The organism is Pseudoxanthomonas yeongjuensis (assembly GCF_010093345.1).
Taxonomy (GTDB): Bacteria; Pseudomonadota; Gammaproteobacteria; order Xanthomonadales; family Xanthomonadaceae; genus Pseudoxanthomonas_A; species Pseudoxanthomonas_A yeongjuensis.
The window spans coordinates 117,252-134,629 of sequence record NZ_PDWT01000004.1 but is presented as its reverse complement, the minus strand read 5'-3'; the positions used below and the strand labels follow the sequence as shown (position 1 = coordinate 134,629).

The 17,378-nt window shown below is 64.6% G+C and carries 18 protein-coding genes; 13 read left to right on the top strand and 5 right to left on the bottom strand.

All coding sequences use genetic code 11. The features are described 5' to 3' along the window. The first annotated feature begins 58 nt into the window (after positions 1–58). From CSC74_RS12565 to CSC74_RS12555, 3 genes are all read left to right on the top strand, one after another. Positions 59–937 (top strand): tryptophan 2,3-dioxygenase, encoded by an 879-nt coding sequence (locus CSC74_RS12565; RefSeq protein WP_162314828.1) that lies wholly within the window; start codon positions 59–61, stop codon positions 935–937. 183 nt (positions 938–1,120) lie between these two features. Further along, on the top strand, positions 1,121–2,626 hold the full coding sequence (locus CSC74_RS12560) for a peptide MFS transporter (RefSeq protein WP_162314827.1): 1,506 nt from the start codon (positions 1,121–1,123) through the stop codon (positions 2,624–2,626). Then, a complete protein-coding gene (locus CSC74_RS12555; protein WP_162314826.1) occupies positions 2,626–3,222 on the top strand; it encodes a thioredoxin family protein in 597 nt (198 codons plus the stop codon). Before CSC74_RS12560 ends, CSC74_RS12555 begins: the two co-directional genes overlap by 1 nt. A 96-nt stretch (positions 3,223–3,318) precedes the next feature. Here CSC74_RS12555 and CSC74_RS12550 read toward each other — a convergent pair whose 3' ends face one another. Continuing rightward, complete coding sequence (locus tag CSC74_RS12550) at positions 3,319–3,858, bottom strand: MarR family winged helix-turn-helix transcriptional regulator (protein WP_162314825.1); 540 nt, start codon at positions 3,856–3,858, stop codon at positions 3,319–3,321. Between the two features lie 97 nt (positions 3,859–3,955). On the opposite strand from CSC74_RS12550, the gene hppD reads away from it, so the two are divergent. Then, positions 3,956–5,047 carry a 4-hydroxyphenylpyruvate dioxygenase gene (hppD, locus tag CSC74_RS12545; RefSeq protein WP_162314824.1) on the top strand — a complete coding sequence of 364 codons (1,092 nt, stop codon included), beginning with the start codon at positions 3,956–3,958 and terminating at the stop codon, positions 5,045–5,047. Positions 5,048–5,175: 128 nt separating this feature from the next. Then, entirely contained in the window at positions 5,176–6,474 is a 1,299-nt protein-coding gene (gene hmgA / locus CSC74_RS12540; RefSeq protein ID WP_162314823.1) for a homogentisate 1,2-dioxygenase, read from the top strand. 11 nt (positions 6,475–6,485) lie between these two features. On the opposite strand, the gene CSC74_RS12535 is transcribed toward hmgA, so the two are convergent. Further along, positions 6,486–7,085: a hypothetical protein gene (locus CSC74_RS12535; RefSeq protein WP_162314822.1), complete on the bottom strand. Its 600-nt coding sequence runs from the start codon at positions 7,083–7,085 to the stop codon at positions 6,486–6,488. A 205-nt stretch (positions 7,086–7,290) separates the two neighbouring features. Here CSC74_RS12535 and CSC74_RS12530 point away from each other — a divergent pair, with 205 nt between their 5' ends. The 4 genes from CSC74_RS12530 to CSC74_RS12515 all read left to right on the top strand — a co-directional run bounded on the left by CSC74_RS12530 (position 7,291) and on the right by CSC74_RS12515 (position 11,196). Beyond that, positions 7,291–7,923 carry a lectin gene (locus tag CSC74_RS12530; RefSeq protein ID WP_246193217.1) on the top strand — a complete coding sequence of 211 codons (633 nt, stop codon included), beginning with the start codon at positions 7,291–7,293 and terminating at the stop codon, positions 7,921–7,923. 197 nt (positions 7,924–8,120) lie between these two features. Then, positions 8,121–9,074: a calcium/sodium antiporter gene (locus CSC74_RS12525; protein ID WP_162314821.1), complete on the top strand. Its 954-nt coding sequence runs from the start codon at positions 8,121–8,123 to the stop codon at positions 9,072–9,074. Between the two features lie 34 nt (positions 9,075–9,108). Next, positions 9,109–10,311, top strand: a complete 1,203-nt coding sequence (gene nhaA / locus CSC74_RS12520) for a Na+/H+ antiporter NhaA (protein ID WP_162314820.1) — start codon at positions 9,109–9,111, stop codon at positions 10,309–10,311. Continuing rightward, complete coding sequence (locus tag CSC74_RS12515; protein WP_162314819.1) at positions 10,312–11,196, top strand: NAD-dependent epimerase/dehydratase family protein; 885 nt, start codon at positions 10,312–10,314, stop codon at positions 11,194–11,196. It begins immediately after the preceding gene. 74 nt (positions 11,197–11,270) lie between these two features. On the opposite strand, the gene CSC74_RS12510 is transcribed toward CSC74_RS12515, so the two are convergent. The 3 genes from CSC74_RS12510 to CSC74_RS12500 form a co-directional block, all read right to left on the bottom strand. Continuing rightward, entirely contained in the window at positions 11,271–11,747 is a 477-nt protein-coding gene (locus CSC74_RS12510) for an Mpo1 family 2-hydroxy fatty acid dioxygenase (protein WP_246193215.1), read from the bottom strand. 84 nt (positions 11,748–11,831) lie between these two features. Beyond that, on the bottom strand, positions 11,832–12,167 hold the full coding sequence (locus tag CSC74_RS12505; RefSeq protein ID WP_162314817.1) for a DMT family transporter: 336 nt from the start codon (positions 12,165–12,167) through the stop codon (positions 11,832–11,834). A gap of 238 nt (positions 12,168–12,405) precedes the next feature. Next, positions 12,406–13,332, bottom strand: a complete 927-nt coding sequence (locus CSC74_RS12500; protein WP_162314816.1) for a phosphoribosylaminoimidazolesuccinocarboxamide synthase — start codon at positions 13,330–13,332, stop codon at positions 12,406–12,408. Positions 13,333–13,436: 104 nt separating this feature from the next. Between CSC74_RS12500 and CSC74_RS12495 the strand changes: the two genes are divergently transcribed. From CSC74_RS12495 to trpE, 4 genes are all read left to right on the top strand, one after another. Continuing rightward, on the top strand, positions 13,437–13,769 hold the full coding sequence (locus CSC74_RS12495; RefSeq protein WP_162314815.1) for a J domain-containing protein: 333 nt from the start codon (positions 13,437–13,439) through the stop codon (positions 13,767–13,769). A gap of 36 nt (positions 13,770–13,805) precedes the next feature. Beyond that, positions 13,806–14,495: a ribulose-phosphate 3-epimerase gene (gene rpe / locus CSC74_RS12490; RefSeq protein WP_162314814.1), complete on the top strand. Its 690-nt coding sequence runs from the start codon at positions 13,806–13,808 to the stop codon at positions 14,493–14,495. Positions 14,496–14,717: 222 nt separating this feature from the next. Further along, positions 14,718–15,647: a lipid kinase YegS gene (yegS, locus tag CSC74_RS12485; protein WP_162314813.1), complete on the top strand. Its 930-nt coding sequence runs from the start codon at positions 14,718–14,720 to the stop codon at positions 15,645–15,647. Positions 15,648–15,900: 253 nt separating this feature from the next. Beyond that, a complete protein-coding gene (trpE, locus tag CSC74_RS12480) occupies positions 15,901–17,373 on the top strand; it encodes an anthranilate synthase component I (RefSeq protein WP_162314812.1) in 1,473 nt (490 codons plus the stop codon). Positions 17,374–17,378: the final 5 nt, after the last annotated feature.

The window sequence follows — 17,378 nt, the reverse complement described above, 5'->3', positions numbered from 1 at the left end:
ATGACACCCCGGTGACGCGACCCGGTACCATGCGACACCCGCGTCTTTCAGGTATCGCATGAGCATCCAGGACAACCAGCGCCCGTTGGAAGACGGCATCCACACCGATCTGGCCGGGCGCATGACCTATAGCGGCTACCTGCGCCTGGACCGCCTGCTGTCGGCACAGCAGCCGCTGTCGAATCCGCCGCACCACGACGAAATGCTTTTCATCATCCAGCACCAGACCTCGGAACTGTGGATGAAGCTGCTGATCCATGAGCTGTCGGCGGCGCTCGCGCATTTGCGGCGCGACCAGGTGTGGCAATGCCAGAAGGGCCTGGCGCGCTGCAAGCAGGTATTGCAGCAGCTGACAGCGCAATGGTCGGTGCTGGAGACCCTGACTCCCTCCGAATACATGGGTTTCCGCGATGTGCTGGGACCGTCGTCGGGCTTCCAGTCGTTGCAGTACCGCACGATCGAGTTCCTGCTGGGCAACAAGAACGCGGCGATGCTCAAGGTGTTCGGACACGATCCCGAGGCCCAGGCCGGATTGCAGCGGGTGCTGGAGGCGCCGGGTCTGTACGACGAGTTCCTGCAATACCTGGCGCGCTTCGGCCACGCGGTGCCGCAACGGCACCTGCAGCGTGCCTGGAGCCTGCCGCATGTCTCGGACCCGGACTTGCTGCCGGTATTCGAGAACATCTACGAGAACACCGACCGCTATTGGCGCGAGTACGCCCTGTGCGAGGACCTGGTGGACGTGGAAAGCCAGTTCCAGCTGTGGCGTTTCCGGCACATGCGCACGGTGATGCGGATCATCGGCTTCAAGCGCGGCACCGGCGGTTCCAGCGGCGTGGGTTTCCTCAAGAAGGCGCTGGAGCTGACCTTCTTCCCGGAGCTGTTCGAGGTGCGCACGATGATCGACGGCGAGCCCGGAACGCCTCCGTCTGGCTGAAGTCAGGGGCGGAGGGCGTGAATTTCCCTTGGAAATCAGCGGCCATGGCCGATTCAGGATTGACCTGCAGCTTGTACCTGCGCATGCCCGGTATTTGACGCGAAGCACGCGTCTCGGTGATTCTCCCCCGTCCCGTGCCCTCAGCGCGGCTCGTCATTCCTGAACAAGACAAGGGGAAACCGCATGAGCGGTGCCGTCGATACGCAAGCGCCGGGGAAGATCCCGGAATTCAAGCAGGTGTTGGGCCATCCGGCCCCGCTGTGGATGTTGTTCATGACCGAATTCTGGGAACGCTTCGCGTTTTACGGGATGCGCTGGGCATTGGCCCTGTACATCGTCGCCCAGTTTTACAGTGGCGACAGTACTGGCGAGGCGCCGGCCAGCCGGCTGTACGGTGCGTACCTGGCGCTGGTCTATGCGGCAGCACTTTTCGGTGGCTACGTCGCCGACCGCGTAATCGGCTACCAACGCTCGATCCTGCTCGGAGCAGTGATCATGGCTGCCGGCCTGTTTCTGATCATGCTGCCGAACGAGCATCTCTTCAAACTCGGCTTGGCCACGGTCATCGCTGGCAATGGCTTGTTCAAACCGAACATATCGACGATGGTCGGCAAGCTTTACTCCACTAGCGACGAACGCCGCGACTCGGGTTTCACCCTTTTCTATATGGGCATCAATCTTGGCGCGATGATTGCGCCATGGCTGACGGGTATCCTCGCCGAACGCGTGATGGGTGGGACGTCGGAGATGCCGGCGTACAAGGTCGTGTTCCTTGTCTCGGGAATCGGCATGCTGATCAGCCTCGTCTGGTTCTGGTTCGGGCGCAGGCAGCTGCAAGGCATCGGGCGGCCGCCGGAAGGCGCAGAGGGCAAGGGTCGTGTCCTGACCACTGCGATCTGCGCGCTCATCGCCATTCCAGTGATCTATTTCCTGCTGTCGATCGGCGCGGGTGCGCTGCAGTGGGTCCTGACCGTATTGTTCGTCGGGCTTTGCATCCTGATCCTGAAGGAAGGTTTCAAGGATGGTGCGGTGAGACGCGACATGGCCATTGCCATGCTGATCATCTTCGTGTTCAACGTTTTGTTCTGGTGCTTCTTCGAGCAGGCGGGCAGTTCGTTCAACTTCCTCGCCCAGAACATCGTCAATCGTGATTTTGGCGGCTGGATTTTCCCGGTTGGCTGGTTCCAGTCGGTCAATTCGCTGGCGATCATCACGCTGGCGCCGGTGCTCGCCTGGCTTTGGGTGAAGATGGGCCGCAACAACCCGTCGATCCCGCGCAAGTTCGGCCTCGGCCTCATCTTCAACGGCCTCGCCTTCCTGCTCCTGATGTTCGCGCTGTCGAGCCTGGTCGATCCGCAGACACTGAAGATCCCGTTCTGGACACTGTTCATGGTCTACGTTATCCAGTCGGTCGGTGAACTCTGCTTGTCGCCTATCGGCCTGTCGATGGTGACCAAGCTGGCGCCTGTGCGCCTGGTCGGTTTCGGCATGGGCGGCTGGTTCTTGTCCACGGCAATCGGCAACAACCTGTCCGGAATCTTCGCCAGCGAAGTCAGCGGCGAAAGCGGCATGACCACGGCGTCCGCGCTGAGCGGTTATACCTTTGGTTTCTGGGCGTTGCTGGGCGGTGGCGTGCTGCTGTTCCTGCTGGCGCCGTTGATCCAGAAGCTGATGCACGGCGTCAAGTGATGCGGAAGCTATCGGTCGGCTCAGGCGTATTGCTGCTCGCGGTCGCTATGACCGCGTGCGGCGCGCGCGAACAGGCGGAACCGAATCCGCCGTCGACTACGCCGAACGTATCGACCGAGCCAGACACTTCACAGCCGGTCGCTTCCGGAAACACGCCTGCCGCCGCGGACATCGCGGCGGTAGCGGCGTTGAATGCGTCTTTCGATCCGCTGCGCGATCCGGCCAGCGACCTGGAAACCGCCAAGGTCGAAGCCATGCGCGGCGGCAAGCGGATCATGCTCGACGTGGGGGGCGAGTGGTGCAGCTGGTGCCACATCCTCGACAAGTTCGTCGAAGAGGATGCGGAGATCCGCAGCTTCCGCGACGCCAACTATGTATGGATGAAGGTCAACTACAGCGAAGAGAACGAGAACAAGCCGTTCCTTTCCGCCTATCCCGGAATCAAAGGCTATCCGCACCTGTTCGTGCTGGACGCCGACGGCAAGCTGCTGCACTCGCAGTTCACCGGCGAGCTGGAAAAAGGCAAGGGCTACGACCGGGCGAAGTTCTTCGATTTCATGAAGGCCTGGGCGCCGCCCGCATCCACAACCCCGTAGAGCCGAGCTTGCTCGGCAGCTTTTCCGCATGAGCCTGAAAAGCAGCCGAAGCCTGAAAAGCAGCCGAGCAAGCTCGGCTCTACGTCCGGAAGGAAGTCATTTGGCGATGAGGTTCTGCACCCCGTCGGCCAGCTTGGCCAGCAGCACGTCGAGTTGCGCGCGGTCGGTTTCGTCCAGGTTGGCCAGCAGCTGGCGCTCGCATTCCAGCGCCATCGGCGCGACCTCGTCATAGACCGTGTAGCCGATCGGCGACAGCTCCAGCACCGACCGGCGACGGTCCGAACCGTGGGTGTCGCGCTGGACCAGGCCGCGTTCCAGCAGGCGCGCCAGGGCGCGGCTCACCGCGACCTTGTCCATCGCCGTGCGTTCGGCCACTTCGCCCGCCGACAGTTCCGGGTAGCGTCCCAGCACCGCCATGATCCGCCATTCGGTCACCGCCAGGCCGAAGCGCTGGCCGTACAGGCCGGAGATGGTGTGGCTGATGTGGTTGGAGAGGATGCTCAGGCGATAGGGCAGGAAGTTCTCGAGCTCCAGCACCGCATGCTCATGCGGGACGTGCTCTTGTGGAGCGTCGTTTTCTTGCGGGGCACGTTCCTGCGCGTGTTCGTGGGGGGTGTCTTCAGTGGGGGTATTCATCGATGGTCCTTGGTGATTGGCGCAGTGCCGCTTGCAATTGGTTTCACATGAAACTATAAAGTCAGCCTCCCCGAGACAAGCCCGCGAGGCAAGAACCATGAGCGCACAGCCCAATCTTGGCATGCAGGTCACCACCTTCGAAAATCCGATGGGTATCGATGGCTTCGAGTTCGTCGAATTCGCCGCCCCCGAGGGCCAGGGCGAACTGTTGCACGGCTACTTCCAGAAGATGGGTTTCACCGCGGTGATGCACCACAAGACCCGGCCGATCACCGTCTATCGCCAGGGTACGGTCAATTTCCTGGTCAACGAGGATCCGGATTCCTTTGCCGCCGATTTCGCCAAGGCCCACGGCCCCAGCGCCTGCGGGTTCGCCATCCGCTTCCGGAAGCCGGGCGCTGAAGTATTGAAGGCCGTGCTGGGCAATGGCGGCGAAGTGATCGTGGACAAGGCCGACAGCAAGGCGGTCGATACGCCCGTGGTCAAGGGCATCGGCGACTGCATGCTGTACCTGGTCGACCGTTACGGCGACAAGGGTTCGGTATACGAGGATTTCCTGCCGGTGCAGGGCGCCGACCAGAATCCGCAAGGCTTCGGCCTGACCTTCATCGACCACCTCACGCATAACCTGTATTTCGGCAACATGCAGAAGTGGTCGGACTACTACGAGCGCCTGTTCAACTTCCGCGAGATCCGCTACTTCGACATCAAGGGCGCCAAGACCGGTCTGGTGTCCAAGGCCATGACCGCGCCCGACGGCGTGGTCCGCATCCCGCTCAACGAATCCAGCGACCCCAAGTCGCAGATCAACGAATACCTCGACGCTTACCAGGGCGAAGGCATCCAGCACATCGCCTGCTTCACCGACGATATCTATTCGACCGTGGAAGCGATGCGCGAAGCCGGGGTCGAATTCCTGGACACGCCCGATGCGTATTTCGAGGTGATCGACCAGCGCGTTCCCGACCATGGCGAGGACGTGCCGCGGCTGGCCAGGAACAAGATCCTGATCGACGCCGACCCGGAAACGCACCAGCGCAAACTGCTGCAGATCTTCACCCAGAACGCGATCGGCCCGATCTTCTTCGAGATCATCCAGCGCAAGGGCAATGAAGGCTTCGGCGAAGGCAACTTCCAGGCCCTGTTCGAGAGCATCGAACGCGACCAGATGAAGCGCGGGTTTCTGTAATACTTGGCGTAGGAGCGACATGAGTCGCGAAACAATCCCTGTGGCGACTGGATAGAATCGGATCCGTCTTTGTATTCGCGACTCACGTCGCTCCTACGCCCCTACGGTCGCTCTGACAAAGGTGCAGCATGGCCAGCAACGGTTACCAATCCGGTTTCGGCAACGAATTCGCCACCGAGGCGTTGGCGGGCACCTTGCCGGTCGGCCGCAACTCGCCGCAGCAGGTCGCGCATGGCCTGTATGCCGAACAGCTTTCCGGCACCGCATTCACCGCACCGCGTGGCGAGAACCGGCGCAGCTGGCTGTACCGTATCCGGCCGGCGGCGATGCACGGCCGCTTCGAGCCGTTCCTGCATTCCTGGTTCCACAACGATTTCGGCGATGGGCCGGTCACCCCCGACCAGTTGCGCTGGAACCCGCTGCCGATCGGCGCGGCGCCGGTCGATTTCATCGATGGCCTGTTCACCATGGCCGGCAATGGTTCGGCGGCCGCGCAACACGGCGTCGGCATCCACCTGTATGCCGCCAATCGCTCGATGCAGGGCCGCTATTTCTACGATGCCGACGGCGAATTGCTGATCGTTCCGCAACAGGGCGCGTTGCGCATCGCCACCGAACTCGGGGTGCTGGAAGTGGAGCCGCAGCAGATCGCGGTGATTCCCCGTGGCATCCGCTTCCGCGTCGAACTGCCGGATGGCGCCTCGCGCGGGTATGTGTGCGAGAACTTCGGCGCGCTGATGCGCCTGCCGGACCTGGGGCCGATCGGTTCGAACGGCTTGGCCAATCCGCGCGATTTCGAAACCCCGCATGCGGCGTATGAAGACGTGGAAGGCGAGTTCGAGCTCATCGCCAAATTCCAGGGCCACCTGTGGCGCGCGCCGGTCGGCCATTCGCCGCTGGATGTGGTCGCCTGGCACGGCAACTACGCGCCGTACCGCTACGACCTGCGCCGCTTCAATGCGATCGGTTCGATCAGCTACGACCATCCCGATCCGTCGATCTTCACCGTGCTCACTTCGCCCAGCGACACGCACGGTACCGCCAACCTCGATTTCGCGATCTTCCCGCCGCGCTGGCTGGTGGCGCAGGACACGTTCCGGCCACCGTGGTTCCATCGCAACATCGCCAGCGAATTCATGGGCCTCATCCATGGCGTCTACGACGCCAAGGCCGAGGGTTTCGCCCCCGGTGGCGCGTCGCTGCACAACTGCATGAGCGGGCACGGGCCGGATGCGGCCACGTTCGAAAAGGCCAGCCATGCCGACCTGTCGAAGCCCGACGTGATCGTCGACACCATGGCCTTCATGTTCGAGACCCGCGCCGTGATCCGGCCGACCCGCCAGGCCATCGAAGCGGCGCACCGGCAGCGCGATTACCAGGAGTGCTGGGCCGGCTTGCGCAGGAATTTCGTCGCGCCGGAGGATTGAGTCGCGGTCGCTCAGGCCGCGGAGGATTGCGGCACGGCCAGGTCGAGCCGCTCCAGTGCCGGCAGGTAGGATTCCGGCAGTACTTCGGACAATCGCTCGCGCACCCGTTGCGCCAGCGAACTGCTGGCGATGCGCTGCAGGCAATGCACGCCGGCGAGCAGGTGGGCGACGATCGCATCCGGGTCCTGGCAGGCCTGCAGTTGCTTCCTCTGCGCGACCGCCGATTCGTCGCGCTGCAGTTCCAGCATGCCGATCAGGTAGAGCTTGGCGGCCACCAGCGAGCGGCGCGTGCCGGTGGCTTGCGTTTGTGCGGCAGGAGCTGGTGTCGGGACCGGGGCCGGGGCGTCGACTGGAATGGGGGCGGCTGCGGAGGTGCGGGCCGCGAGCGACGCGGGCGCCTTGGCTACCGGCTCGACAACGGTATTGCCGAGATACCCGGCTTCGTACAAGTGCATGATCAGTGCCGGCGCATCCGCCCCGAGCAACGCGGTGAGTTCCTTCAGGTCGCGCCGGCCATCGCACAGGATCAAAGCGCGCCGCTCGCGCATGCTCAACGGCCCCGCGTGCGATTGCAGGGCCTGTCGTGCCTGGTCGGTCTTGTTCGGTTGCATGAAGCAGGCTTCGCGTGATCCCCCCCCGGAACGGACGCAAGCTACCGGGCGAGGATTAAACGCGCATGACAACCCCATCGGCGTCATGTCGCATCGGCGTTGCCTGCATGGCCGGCCCGGCGCCGGGAATTGCGATGCTGATTTGCAGTGGGTTAACACGGCAGTGCTAGCGTGCGGGTCTTCCAATCGCCCTCGGAGTCCAACCATGCGTCGTTCGCCTCTCCTGCTGGTCATGGCCATCGCCAGCACTTCGCTGATCGCCTGCAAGCCCGCCGCGCCCGCGGCAGGGGAGGCGCCTGCCGCCGCCGCAGAGCAGCCTGCAGAAGCAGCGCCTGCTCCGGTAGCCGAAACGACCCCCCCTGCCGCTGCGGAAACCGCACCCGCCAGCGAAGGCCAGGCCGGCTTCGCCGGCTACGGCGACATGAAACTCGGCAGCACCACGGAAGAAGCGAAGACGGCGTGGGCCGGCGAACTCAATGGCAAGCCGGGCGAGGCGGGCGGTTGCTACTACCTGACCCCGAAGTGGGTGAAGAAACCTTCCGATTTCGCCTTCATGATCGAAGGCGACAAGTTCGTCCGCTATGACGTAGGCACCGACAAGGAGACTGCTCCCGGCGGCGGCAAGGTCGGCATGAGCGTGGACCAGCTCGACAAGCTCTACGCCGGCAGCCTGCAGTCCACGCCGCACAAATACGTGCAGGGCGGCCAGTACCTTTCCATCGCCGCCAGCGGCGTGGCGCCGAGCAAGCTGGTCTTCGAGACCGATGCGGCGGGCAAGGTCAGCGCGTGGCGCGTGGGCTTGTCGCCGCAGGTCGATTACGTCGAGGGTTGCTCCTGAGGTAGGAGCGGGGCCTTGCCCGCGATGCTTCCGACTTTGCTTTTTCCCTGCCCCTGTTCGACGCAGGGAAGTCGGGACACAGAGCAAGATCAAAAGCTCGCGGCTTACGCCGCTCCCACAGGAAGCCGCTTGCGGATGCCGCTCTATCGGTTGCTTTGGCATAGAATCGGCCGCAACACAGACGGGGAGTAGCGACGATGGCCGAAGCCTGGGGTTTTTTCGCATTGGGCCTGGTGCTGCTGGCACTGGGGGGCGATTCCATCGTCAAGGGTGCTTCCGGCCTGGCCCAGAAGCTCGGGGCTTCGCCCTTCGTCGCCGGCCTGCTGCTGGTGGCGTTCGGCACTTCTTTGCCGGAACTGTTCGTCAATGCGCGTGCCTACATGGTCGGCGCCCAGGATCTGGCCCTGGGTAACGCGGTCGGCAGCAATATCGTGAACTTCGGCCTGACCCTCGGACTGGCTGCCATCGCCGCGCCCCTGCTGGTGCGCATGCGCCTGCTGTCGCCGATGCTGGTGCTGCTGGCGGTCGCCGGCCTGACCCTGATCGTGTTCGGTCTGGATGGGGTGATCAGCCGCGTCGAGGGCATCGTGCTGTTGCTCGCCTTCGTCGCGGTGCTGGGCTTCATGCTGGCGCGCAGCGGACGCGAGCAGGCCGAAGTGCGCGAAAGCGTCGCCGCCTATGCGGCCACCCGCAGCGTGTTGTGGATGAACCTGCTGCGTTTCGCGGTAGCGGTGGCACTGCTGTACTTCGGCGCCAAGTTCGTGGTCCAGAGCGCACCGGTGATCGGTGCGGCCTGGGGCTGGTCGCCACTGCTGGTCGGCCTGTTGCCGGTGGCGATCGGCACGGCCCTGCCGGAAGTGGCCGCCGCCATGGCCGCGGCGCGGCGCGGGCAGGGCGACATGGTGGTCGGCCACGTGATCGGCTCCAGCCTGTTCAACCTGCTGGTGGTGATCGGCGGCATGGCCGCATTGCGCCCGTTGCCGCTGCCCGAGTCTTTCGTGAAGCTGGAACTGCCGGCCGCGATCGCCTTCGTGCTGGTCCTGTATCCGATGCTGCGCGGCGACCTGCGCATCAGCAAGACCGAAGGCGCGATCCTGTTCGTCGCCTTGCTCGGCTGGATCGCGCTGGAACTGCGGCTGATCCTGGGTTGAGGGCAGTCGCGGCGACGCCCGATATACTCGGCGCATGAGCCGAGTCCGTCCCGTCGCACGCGCCATCGAACTGCTGCGCGATTTCTTCCGCCTGCAGGCCGCCGCCGGCATCGTGCTGATGGCCGCCGCCGCGTTGGCGATGATCGTGGCCAATTCGCCCTGGCACGATGCCTACCAGGCGTTCCGGCACCTGCCCATCGGCTTCACCATCGGCGGCTTCGGACTGGTCAAGGGCGCCGAACACTGGATCAACGATGGCTTGATGGCGGTGTTCTTCCTGCTGGTCGCGCTGGAAATCAAACGCGAGACGCTCAGCGGCCAGCTTTCCAGCCGCGAGCAGATGCTGCTGCCGGTGCTGTGCGCGATCGGCGGCGTGGCGGTGCCGGCGATCCTGTTCTGGGGCGTCAACCACGGCGATCCCGTCGCCTTGCGCGGCTGGGCCATTCCCACCGCCACCGACATCGCCTTCGCGCTCGGAGTCCTGGCATTGCTGGGCTCGCGGGTGCCTCTGGGAATGAAGTTGCTGTTGTCGACGATTGCAGTCGTCGACGACCTGGTCGCGATCCTGATCATCGCCATCTTCTATACCCACGACCTGGCCGCGCACCAGTTGGCCTGGGCGGGGGCCGGCATCGGCCTGATGCTGCTGCTCAACCGGCGCGGGGTGACCCGGCTGTGGCCTTATCTGTTGCTTGGCGCGCTGGTCTGGTATTTCGTGCTGAAGTCGGGCGTGCACGCGACGCTCGCCGGCGTGGTCACCGGCCTGCTGATCCCGTTGCGCGGCAAGACCGCGGGTGCGCCTTCGCCCCTGGAATCGCTGGAACACGCGCTGCACCCGTGGGTCGCTTACCTGGTGTTGCCGCTGTTCGCCTTCGCCAATGCGGGACTGGCGCTGGGCGGGCTGCAGGTGGGCGACGTGCTGGCGCCGGTGCCGCTGGGCATCGTGCTGGGCCTGGTGCTGGGCAAGCCGGTGGGCATCGTCGCCGTGGCGTTGATCGCGCGCGCGGCCGGCATCGCGCGATTCCCCGATGGCATGGATTTCAAGGCCATGCTCGGCCTGGGCATGTTGTGCGGTGTCGGCTTCACCATGAGCCTTTTCATCTCCAATCTCGCCTATTCCACCATCGGCGGGCATTTCGGCGAAGCCTCGGTGCTGGGCGTGTTGTGCGCGTCGGTGATCTCGGCGTCGGTCGGATGGGTGTGGCTGCGTTTTACCTTGAAACCGGGCCAGGATTGAATGCGCAGTGCCCTGGTCTTCGGCGGCAGCGGCCAGATCGGCGTGCCGGTGATCGAACGGTTGCTGGCCGATGGCTGGCGGGTCGTCGCGGTGTCGCGCACGCCGCAAGCCGATCGCGAGCGCCTGACCTGGTTGCGCGGCGACCTGCAGCAGGCGCAGGGCCTGCCCGGGCGGGTCGATGCGATCTTCAGCCTGGGGCCGCTGGATCATTTTTCGCATTGGTACGAACGGACTGCCATGGTTGCGCCGCGTGTCATTGCGTTTGGTTCGACCAGCGTCGAAACCAAGCAGGACTCCGCTGACGCACACGAACGCGATATCGCGGATCGGCTGCGCGCCGCGGAATCGCGGATATTCGCCATCGCACGCGAACGCCAGGCCAAGGCCACGCTGCTGCGCCCGACCCTGGTCTATGGCGCGGCACGCGACCGCAGCCTGACCGAGATCGCGCGGATGGCGCGGCGTGTCGGCTTCTTCGTGCTGCCTCGCGGCGCCGATGGCCTGCGCCAGCCCGTACATGTGCAGGATCTCGCCGACGCAACGTTGGCGGTGATGGATGCGGATGCAGCCAGTGGTCGCAGTTACGCGCTGCCCGGTGGCGAAACGCTTGCGTATGCGCAGATGGTGGAACGCACGCTCGCGTCGCTACAGCCGCCGGCACGATTGATCCGGATGCCGGCGCCTATGTTCAAGGCCGCTGTGGCGATTGCACATATGTTCGGGAAGATGCAGGGCCTCGGTGACGCGGCCGTGGTGCGGATGCACGAGGACCTGGTGTTCGATGTGGAGCCGGCGCACGTGGATTTCGGCTATGCGCCGCGCGCATTCAACCCCACGGATGCGATGTTTTCCTTGTCCCCCAAGGGGACTTCCTTCGTTGCGTAGATCCGAGCTTGCTCGGATGCTCTTTGGGTGGAATAAAAAGCATCCGAGCAAGCTCGGATCTACAAAACGCGCAGTCAGTACTTCCAGCCCATCTTGCGGTAGAACTTGGACAGCACCCAGATCGGGCCGATCAGCAGATAGGTGAGGTCGGTGAAGAAGCTGGGCTTCTTGCCTTCGTACAACTTGCTGTGGCCGATGAACTGCGCGATCCATGCCACCACGAACACTGCGATGGCCAGGTACAACAGACCTTGCAGGCCCAGCCTGGCCTGCAGGAGCCGGCACAGGCAGCCGATGGTGAAGAAGGCCACCAGCATCCCGTAGCCGATGGGCCGGGACAGGCGGTTGTAGTACATCCAGGCGGCGAACATGGCCAGCGCCGCCCAGATTCCGTTGTTGAACAGCGTGCCGAACACCGGGATGCACCAGATCAGCGCTACCACCGACCACAGGATCGCCGGTACGGCGAACACATGGATCAGCTGGTTGGTCTGGTTCTGGTGATCGCGCGAGTAGCTGGCGAAAAACCGGTCGATGGGGCGTTCTGCCATTGCATTCATACATCCCTCCCGAGGATCGGTGCGCAAGGGTATGGAGCATAGCCGATTCGCGCGGGCCGTTCCGTGTCGTGGCGCCTAGTGGGCGACGGTTCTGGAGAACAGCTGGATCACCGCCACCCCGGCTACGATCAGGCCGATGCCGAGCAAGGCGGGCAGGTCCAGCGGCTGCTTCATCAGCAGCCAGCCGATGGCTGCGATCAATACGATGCCCACGCCCGACCAGATCGCATAGGCCACGCCCATCGGCACGGTCTTGAGCACCAGTGAGAGGAAATAGAAGGCGACACCGTAACCGATGGCGACGACGAGGCTGGGTCCGGTCCTGGTGAAACCTTCGGAAGCCTTCAGCGCGCTGGTGGCGACGACTTCGGCGACGATGGCGATGCCGAGGTAGAGATAGCCGATCTTCATGGGCGTGCTCCCGGGTGAGGCGCTTGCTGCGACGAGGGATCGGAGTCGCGAAATTATCGGAGCTGCGAAATCAGTGAATCGTCATCCCCGCGAAGGCGGAGACCCAGTGCCTTTGCCCTTCGCTCCGATCAGCAGCGCGTTTTCTTTGACCTGCGAAAGTCACTGGATCCCCCCCTTCGCGGGGATGACGGTCAAATGCAAATGCAAGCGCGAAATGGGTGTGGGGTCGGGACCGCGATCAATCGACGCTGATATCTGCCAGTTTCCACAACGCTTCCGCGTACTTCGCCCGCGTGCGTTCGATCACTTCCGCCGGCAGCTTCGGTCCCGGCGCGGTCTTGTCCCAGTCCAGGGTTTCCAGGTGGTCGCGCACGAACTGCTTGTCGTAGCTCGGCGGACTGGTGCCCACTGCATATTCGTCCGCGGGCCAGTAACGCGAGGAGTCGGGGGTCAGCATCTCGTCCATCACGTACAGGCGGCCGTCGGCGTCGGTGCCGAACTCGAACTTGGTGTCGGCCAGCAGGATCCCGCGCTGCGCGGCGTAGTCGGCGGCGAAGGCGTAGATGCGCAGGGTCGCGTCGCGCACGCGTTCGGCCAGTTCCGGTCCCACGGCCTTGACCATGGTGTCGAAGTCGATGTTCTCGTCGTGGTCGCCGACCGCGGCCTTGGTCGAGGGGGTGAAGATCGGTTCCGGCAGTTTCTCCGCCTGGCGCAGGCCGTTGGGCAGGGCGATGCCGCTGACCGCACCGGTGCGCTGGTAATCCTTCCAGCCGCTGCCGATCAGGTAGCCGCGGGCGATCGCTTCCACCGGCACCGGCTTCAGGCGCCTGGTCACCACGCTGCGTTTCGCGTACAGCGCCGGGTCCACGCCTTCGGGCAATACCGAAGCCACGTCGATGCCGGTCAGGTGGTTGCGCAGCAGGTGCGCGGTTTTCTCGAACCAGAAGTTGGAGATCTGGCACAGCATCTCGCCCTTGCCGGGAATCGGGTCCGGCAGGACCACGTCGAAGGCGCTGAGGCGGTCGGTCGCCACCATCAACAGGTAGTCCCCGGGTGGCGCATCGGCGGGCAGGCGCTCGCGGGGCAGGGCGAAGACATCCCTTACCTTGCCGCGATGGCGCAGCGTCAGGCCGGGCAGATCGGATTGCAGCAAGGTAGTGGGCATGGAGCCTGGGTCCGCCGTACGAAAGGGAGCAGGCCGCCTAGTTTACGGCGCACAGGCGCGGCTGTGCCGTAAAATGCCGGCAACGACTGGCAACAAGGCCGCCGATGAACCGCTGGTACGGAAAACTGCTGGGCCTGATCGCCGGCGCCCTGCTGTTTCGCCCCAATCCCATCTTCGGTGCGCTGATCGGCCTGATCATCGGCCATGCCTTCGACCAGGACTGGTTCAAGCTGAGCCGCGAAAACCCGTACCGCGTGTTCAACCTGACCAGCGACGCCACCGACGCGGAGGTCGACCAGGCCTATCGCCGGCTGATTTCCCAGTACCACCCGGACAAGATGGCCGGCGCCGCCGCCGAGCTGCGCCAGCAGGCCGAGAAGAAAGCCGGCGAGATCAACGCCGCCTACGACCGTATCAAGAAGCTGCGCAAGCGCTGATCACCATTGCCGATCCACAAGGGAACCCCCCCCGAGATGTCCGACTGCCTCATCGCCCCGTCCATCCTCTCCGCCGATTTCGCCCGCCTGGGCGAGGAAGTGGACAACGTGCTCAAGGCCGGCGCCGATTGGGTGCACTTCGACGTGATGGACAACCACTACGTGCCCAACCTGACCATCGGCCCGCTGGTGTGCAGTGCGTTGCGCAAGCACGGCGTCACCGCGCCGATCGACGTGCACCTGATGGTGCAGCCGGTGGATCGCATCGTCCCGGACTTCGCCGAAGCCGGCGCCACCCTGATCAGCTTCCACCCCGAAGCCAGCAACCACGTCCACCGCACCATCCAGCTGATCAAGTCGCATGGCTGCAAGGCCGGGCTGGTGCTGAACCCGGCCACCCCGGTCGATGCGCTGGACTGGGTGCTGGAAGACCTGGACCTGGTCCTGGTCATGTCGGTCAATCCGGGTTTCGGTGGCCAGGCCTTCATTCCTTCGGCGCTGGACAAGCTGCGCGCGGTGCGCAAGAAGATCGACGCCAGCGGCAAATCGATCCGGCTGGAGATCGATGGCGGAGTGAAAGCCGACAACATCGGCGAGATCGCCGCGGCGGGCGCGGATACCTTCGTCGCCGGCTCGGCGATCTTCAATGCGCCCGGCTCCGACAGGAATGGATATGCGGACGTGATCGCGAGGATGCGCGCCGCGGTGGCCGCCGCCAAGGAATAAGGGCGCTCGCCTTCGCGAGCGCCCTCCGGAAATATTTGGAGGCTTATCCTGCCTCCGCCAGTCGTCCCTGCTATGGCCTTCGATATTGCGGGCGAGTCGTGACAGCATGATGACAACGGCGTAGGAACGACGTAAGTCGCGATTGAGATCTACCGATATTCTTTCGCGGCTTACGTCGCTCCTACGCTTTTTTGCCATCGACCTTCCCCCCACGGAAACTTCATGTCCCCACCTCGCTGGCGCCTGATCCTCAACGGAAAATCCGCAGGCGACGATGCCCTGCGCGACGCGGTATCGACGATGCGGCAACGCGGCATCGTCCTCGATGTGCGCGTGACCTGGGAAGAAGGCGATGCCGAACGCTACGTTTCCGAGGCCATCGCCGATGGTGCCGACACGATCGTCGCCGCCGGCGGCGACGGCACCCTCAGCGAAGTGGCCACCACGCTCGCGCATCGGGACGAAGCTGCCACTGCCTTGCCCGCGCTGGGCCTGGTGCCGCTGGGCACCGCCAATGATTTCGCCAACGCCGCCGATATTCCGCTGGACCCCCTGCCGGCGCTGGAACTGATCGCCGGTTCGCCGGTCGTCGCCATCGATCTGCTCAGGCTGGTGGCCGACGATGGCGTGGTCCATTGGTGCGCCAACCTGGCCAGCGGCGGCTTCGGCACCCAGGTCACGGTGGAAACCGACGAGGGATTGAAGAAGATGCTGGGCGGCCTGGCGTACCTGGTCACCGGAATCTCCCGGCTGGGACGCATCGAGCCGATCCAGGCACGCTTGCAGGGTCCGGATTTCTCCTGGGAAGGAAGTTTCATCGCGCTCGGCATCGGCAATGGACGCCAGGCCGGTGGTGGCCAGGCGTTGTGCCCCGATGCGCGGATCGACGACGGATCGCTGGACCTGACCGTGGTCCCGGAGCTCTCCGGCGAGGTCGCTGCGACCATGGGCGCGCTGGTCACCGCGGGCAAGGCCGCGGCGCTGGAGCGCGTGGCGATCAGGGCGCAGTTGCCATGGCTGGAGATCGACGCGCCCGGGCCGCTGACCCTCAACCTGGACGGCGAGCCGATCGAGTCGCGGCATTTCCGCGTCGATTGCGTGCCCAAGCGGGTGCGGATGCATCTGCCGGCAGGCTCGCCGCTGCTGTCCTGACCCCGGTTGTGCAGATCCGAGCTTGCTCGGATGCTCTTCGGTCTGGGCCAAAGCATCCGAGCAAGCCCGGATCTACGCACCGAAGGCAGTCCCCCTGGGGGACAAGGAAGGCAATTCGATGCCGGCTCGGTTAAAGTAGGCCCCGTGATCACACAGACGCCCTCCCGCGCCCTCCTTTCCGCTCGCCCCAGCTGGCGATGGTGGCCTGTTGCCGTCGTCTGCCTGCCCCCCGCGACCCGGAAGGAAACCCGCCTTGATCACGCATGCCCAGTTCCAGCAACACGCCAGTAACGGCCACACCCGCATCCCTGTAGTCCGCGAAGTGCTGTCCGACCTGGACACGCCGCTCTCGGTCTACCTGAAACTCGCCGACGCCCCGCACACCTACCTGCTGGAATCGGTGGAAGGCGGCGAGCGCTTCGGTCGCTATTCCATCATCGGCCTGCCCGCGAAACGGGTGGTCAGCTTCCGTGGCCACGCCATGGAAATCCGCGACAACGGCCAGGTCGTCGAATCCCGCGAGGTCGCCGATCCCTTCGCAGAAGTGGAAGCGCGGCGCGCCTCGCACTCGGTCCCGAAACTCGAAGGCCTGCCCGGTTTCACCGGTGGGCTGGTGGGCTGGTTCGGCTTCGAATGCATCGGCTACATCGAACCGCGCCTGGCCGGTGGCGACAAGCCTGACGAGCTCGACACGCCCGACATCCTGCTGATGCTCTCGGAAGAGCTCGCGGTGTTCGACAACCTCAAGGGTCGCCTGTACCTGATCGTGCACGCCGATCCGCGCGAGGATGGCGCTTGGGAAAACGCACAATCGCGGCTGGATGCGCTGACTGCCAAGCTGCGCCAGCCCGGTTCCTATCCCGCGCCGATCACCCGCGACGTGCTGGACGAAAGCCATTTCGTTTCCGGCTTCACCCACGACGGTTTCATCGCGGCGGTGGAGAAGTCGAAGGAATACATCCGTGCTGGCGACATCTTCCAGGTGGTGCTGTCGCAGCGGCTCAGCGTGCCGTTCAGCGCGCGGCCGGTGGACGTGTACCGGGCGTTGCGCGCGCTGAATCCGTCGCCGTACATGTACTTCCTGGACGTGGGCGACATACAGGTCGTGGGCTCGTCGCCGGAAATCCTGGTGCGGCTGGAGGACAACGAAGTGACCGTGCGTCCCATCGCCGGCACGCGTCCGCGCGGCAGGACCCACGACGAAGACCTGGCGCTGGAAGCGGAGCTGCTGGCCGATCCGAAGGAGCGCGCCGAGCACCTGATGCTGATCGACCTGGGCCGCAACGATGCCGGCCGGGTTTCCGAGGCGGGGACGGTGCAGGTGGGCGAGCAGTTCGTGATCGAGCGCTACAGCCACGTGATGCACATCGTCAGCGAGGTCACCGGCAAGTTGCTGCCGGGCCTGAGCTACGCCGACGTGCTGCGGGCCACGTTCCCGGCCGGCACGGTCAGCGGCGCGCCGAAGATCCGCGCGCTGGAAGTAATACGCGAGCTGGAGCCGATCAAGCGCAACGTCTATGCCGGCAGCATCGGCTACATCGGCTGGCACGGCGATGCGGATACGGCGATCGCGATCCGCACCGCGGTGATCAAGGACGGGCGGCTGCATGTGCAGGCCGGGGCCGGGATCGTCTACGACTCGGACCCGGAGAAGGAGTGGGATGAGACGATGAACAAGGGCAGGGCGTTGTTCCGGGCGGTGGCGGAAGCGGCGAAGGGGTTGTGAGCGAC

Coding starts and splice junctions, on each gene's coding strand:
- CSC74_RS12565 (WP_162314828.1), top strand. CDS start 59: ATGAGCATCCAGGACAACCAGCGCCCGTTGGAAGACGGCATCCACACC.
- CSC74_RS12560 (WP_162314827.1), top strand. CDS start 1,121: ATGAGCGGTGCCGTCGATACGCAAGCGCCGGGGAAGATCCCGGAATTC.
- CSC74_RS12555 (WP_162314826.1), top strand. CDS start 2,626: ATGCGGAAGCTATCGGTCGGCTCAGGCGTATTGCTGCTCGCGGTCGCT.
- CSC74_RS12550 (WP_162314825.1), bottom strand. CDS start 3,858: ATGAATACCCCCACTGAAGACACCCCCCACGAACACGCGCAGGAACGT.
- hppD (WP_162314824.1), top strand. CDS start 3,956: ATGAGCGCACAGCCCAATCTTGGCATGCAGGTCACCACCTTCGAAAAT.
- hmgA (WP_162314823.1), top strand. CDS start 5,176: ATGGCCAGCAACGGTTACCAATCCGGTTTCGGCAACGAATTCGCCACC.
- CSC74_RS12535 (WP_162314822.1), bottom strand. CDS start 7,085: ATGCAACCGAACAAGACCGACCAGGCACGACAGGCCCTGCAATCGCAC.
- CSC74_RS12530 (WP_246193217.1), top strand. CDS start 7,291: ATGCGTCGTTCGCCTCTCCTGCTGGTCATGGCCATCGCCAGCACTTCG.
- CSC74_RS12525 (WP_162314821.1), top strand. CDS start 8,121: ATGGCCGAAGCCTGGGGTTTTTTCGCATTGGGCCTGGTGCTGCTGGCA.
- nhaA (WP_162314820.1), top strand. CDS start 9,109: ATGAGCCGAGTCCGTCCCGTCGCACGCGCCATCGAACTGCTGCGCGAT.
- CSC74_RS12515 (WP_162314819.1), top strand. CDS start 10,312: ATGCGCAGTGCCCTGGTCTTCGGCGGCAGCGGCCAGATCGGCGTGCCG.
- CSC74_RS12510 (WP_246193215.1), bottom strand. CDS start 11,747: ATGGCAGAACGCCCCATCGACCGGTTTTTCGCCAGCTACTCGCGCGAT.
- CSC74_RS12505 (WP_162314817.1), bottom strand. CDS start 12,167: ATGAAGATCGGCTATCTCTACCTCGGCATCGCCATCGTCGCCGAAGTC.
- CSC74_RS12500 (WP_162314816.1), bottom strand. CDS start 13,332: ATGCCCACTACCTTGCTGCAATCCGATCTGCCCGGCCTGACGCTGCGC.
- CSC74_RS12495 (WP_162314815.1), top strand. CDS start 13,437: ATGAACCGCTGGTACGGAAAACTGCTGGGCCTGATCGCCGGCGCCCTG.
- rpe (WP_162314814.1), top strand. CDS start 13,806: ATGTCCGACTGCCTCATCGCCCCGTCCATCCTCTCCGCCGATTTCGCC.
- yegS (WP_162314813.1), top strand. CDS start 14,718: ATGTCCCCACCTCGCTGGCGCCTGATCCTCAACGGAAAATCCGCAGGC.